The following is a 2505-nucleotide window of genomic DNA, read 5'->3' on the forward strand; positions in this document are numbered from 1 at the left end:
CACTAAAACGAGAGCTTTGTTACAGCTATTTCACTTAAAGTCGAGTCTGAAGAGATAAATATTTAAAAAACAATACTAATTTGAATTGAATATCATTTTTGTGTAGGTTACGTCGTTGTTTCCAAGAATTTCGTTTATCAATGGTTCAGCAGTTTCAGAAGCAGCTTGAAACTCAATACAATATGCGGTCAGACCCCGCGACGACGCCAGTCGCAAGGGAACGCTGACCAAGAGATCAGAGAAAAATTCTTCCTCATAATTTTAATTGAGTAGTATCACTCAGGTGGGAAAATTTAATTTCTTGATGTTGCTTGAGTAGCTGAAAATTTAGACTGGATATGTTATAATTGATCCCGTCTAACTAACAGATAAAAATAACAGATTTTAAAGAAGGCAAAAAGTTAGTCTATCTTTAGTTGTTAACAAAGACAAAAAACTCAAACCATTAATTAGTGATGGGATGAGGTATTTAGAAAGGTTTTAAAACTATCATATTAGATGATGGTTAGAGATAATTTGGAGGATAAAATTAGATGGCTGGCGGTAATACAGGTGAGCGTCCGTTTGGAGATATCATCACAAGTATTCGTTACTGGGTAATACACAGTATCACTATTCCAGCTCTGTTTGTTGCAGGTTGGCTATTTGTAAGTACAGGTTTGGCTTACGACGTTTTTGGTACACCTAGACCTAACGAGTATTATACTGAGCAAAGACAAGAATTACCAGTTGTATCAGACCGTTTTGAAGCTAAAAAACAAATTGATGAATTTATTGGTGAATAGTTGAAAATTTAGGAGATTTTTATTATGACTAGCGGAAATCCAAATCAACCAGTTAGCTATCCAATTTTTACAGTTAGATGGTTAGCAGTTCATACCCTTGGCGTGCCTACAGTTTTCTTTTTAGGTGCGATCGCAGCTATGCAGTTTATTCAAAGATAGGAGTATATTATGCCTTTAGATCGTAGCGAAAATACTAATAAACAACCAGTAGAGTTAAATCGTACTTCACTCTACCTTGGTTTGTTATTAGTATTTGTTCTTGGTATTCTGTTTTCCAGTTATTTCTTTAACTAATTTGAGAAATAAAACAGAGAAATTACTAATATTAAGTCACCCTATTGGGGTGACCTATTGTTAGTAAGATTTAGTAGAAAGTTAACAAGTATATTGTTGAGCAATTACCTTGTAGGTAAAAATTTTTTAGTACGAAGTAGTTTTGAAATAATGAGGTGAAATATTATGATGTCCGAACCAGGTAGAATTCCTTTATGGTTGGTTGCTACTGTTGCCGGAACTGGCGTACTTGTAGTTGTGGGTCTTTTCTTTTATGGTGCCTATGTTGGTGTAGGTTCTTCTTTATAAGAAAGATTTGAAGTTTGATTTTGTTAAATAATCTCACTATGTTTGAAAGTGGGATTATTTTTTTTGAGGTATAGAAAAGTTAAATTTCACAATCATTTTGGTGACAAGTTACAGCAGTTTTTCGGATAGTGATATACAGCTATACAGCGTAAAATTAACCTTTTTCTACTTTTCTTCTTCCTAGTTCTCTGCTCCCTAAAGTCCTAAAACTTTGTACCTATTCAACTAAAAAATTGGCATAAGATTTTGTACCATTTGTCAATCATTTAGTTACAAAATGTTACAAATTATCAAAGTACTAGCTATTTCTAGCTTTTGATGGTTTACTCATTTCGGCAAGGACGGTTCTCCTTTAATTGGATGTGAAACGTACAACAGAAAGATCCCACTCCCTATTCTGAACCTCCATCCCCTCATGTGGCAATTATGACAGGCTTTTTTGTTCCCCGAGGAAATCCTCCAGCGGCGGAAACTGATGGCCCCATTGGTTGCGCTCACCTCGCAGCAGGATTACTTCGAGTTGGCATCCCGGTCCGTTTAGTGACCGATCCTTTATGTCTGAACGCTGTCAAGGTTGCTGCCCAAGCAGCCGGAATATCGGATCAAGTTTCTGTTGATGTTGTTCCTGTCAATGCAGCTAGTGTAGAAGATCCCTCTGTTGCTTCTATTGTGAATGCCTGGCAAAGTGCCAAACCACAAGTTTCTCACGTTATTGCCATTGAAAGAGCTGGTCCCGGTTACGATGGTATTGTCTGGAATATGATCGGCAAGGATATCACTGCTGATACCGCTCCTTTGCATCTCCTATTTACTCTCAATGAAATCATCTCCATTGGCATTGGTTATGCTGGCAACGAATTGGGTATGGGAACCCTTCCTAGAGAACTCATTGCCAAAGGTGTCAGTACGGGAGAAAAAATTGCTTGTAGCTGGACTTTTGGAAAAAAATGTGTTAAAATAGTACCGAATCATTATATAGCAATACTTTTACCTGAAAATACTCTAGCGATCAGAGAAACAATCCTATCTGCCTTACCTCCATGCTTTGAAAAGTGGTGTCAAAAGTTTGATGATTTATTTAAAACCAAAGGTCAAAAAAAGGGATTCCGTTATTATTTAGCAGGATTACTTGGAGAAA

Annotated in this window: 5 protein-coding genes; all 5 read left to right on the forward strand. The window is 36.7% G+C overall.

Annotated elements, in window-relative coordinates:
- The first annotated feature begins 533 nt into the window (after positions 1-533).
- Positions 534-785 carry a cytochrome b559 subunit alpha gene (psbE, locus tag F6K13_RS28100; RefSeq protein ID WP_124147171.1) on the forward strand — a complete coding sequence of 84 codons (252 nt, stop codon included), beginning with the start codon at positions 534-536 and terminating at the stop codon, positions 783-785.
- Positions 786-809: 24 nt separating this feature from the next.
- Complete coding sequence (gene psbF, locus F6K13_RS28105) at positions 810-944, forward strand: cytochrome b559 subunit beta (RefSeq protein ID WP_094677274.1); 135 nt, start codon at positions 810-812, stop codon at positions 942-944.
- 9 nt (positions 945-953) lie between these two features.
- Complete coding sequence (locus F6K13_RS28110) at positions 954-1079, forward strand: photosystem II reaction center protein L (protein WP_124147170.1); 126 nt, start codon at positions 954-956, stop codon at positions 1077-1079.
- A 165-nt stretch (positions 1080-1244) separates the two neighbouring features.
- Entirely contained in the window at positions 1245-1367 is a 123-nt protein-coding gene (locus F6K13_RS28115) for a photosystem II reaction center protein J (RefSeq protein WP_124147169.1), read from the forward strand.
- A 426-nt stretch (positions 1368-1793) separates the two neighbouring features.
- Positions 1794-2505 (forward strand): glutamate cyclase domain-containing protein (locus F6K13_RS28120; protein WP_287289147.1); only part of this gene is annotated, 712 nt, incomplete at its 3' end.

Source organism: Okeania sp. SIO2B9 (genome assembly GCF_010672505.1).
Taxonomy (GTDB): domain Bacteria; phylum Cyanobacteriota; class Cyanobacteriia; order Cyanobacteriales; family Microcoleaceae; genus Okeania; species Okeania hirsuta.

Bases quoted from the DNA above. Each gene is read 5' to 3' on its own strand.
- psbF (WP_094677274.1), top strand. From the start codon at position 810: ATGACTAGCGGAAATCCAAATCAACCAGTTAGCTATCCAATTTTTACA.
- psbE (WP_124147171.1), top strand. From the start codon at position 534: ATGGCTGGCGGTAATACAGGTGAGCGTCCGTTTGGAGATATCATCACA.
- F6K13_RS28110 (WP_124147170.1), top strand. From the start codon at position 954: ATGCCTTTAGATCGTAGCGAAAATACTAATAAACAACCAGTAGAGTTA.
- F6K13_RS28115 (WP_124147169.1), top strand. From the start codon at position 1,245: ATGATGTCCGAACCAGGTAGAATTCCTTTATGGTTGGTTGCTACTGTT.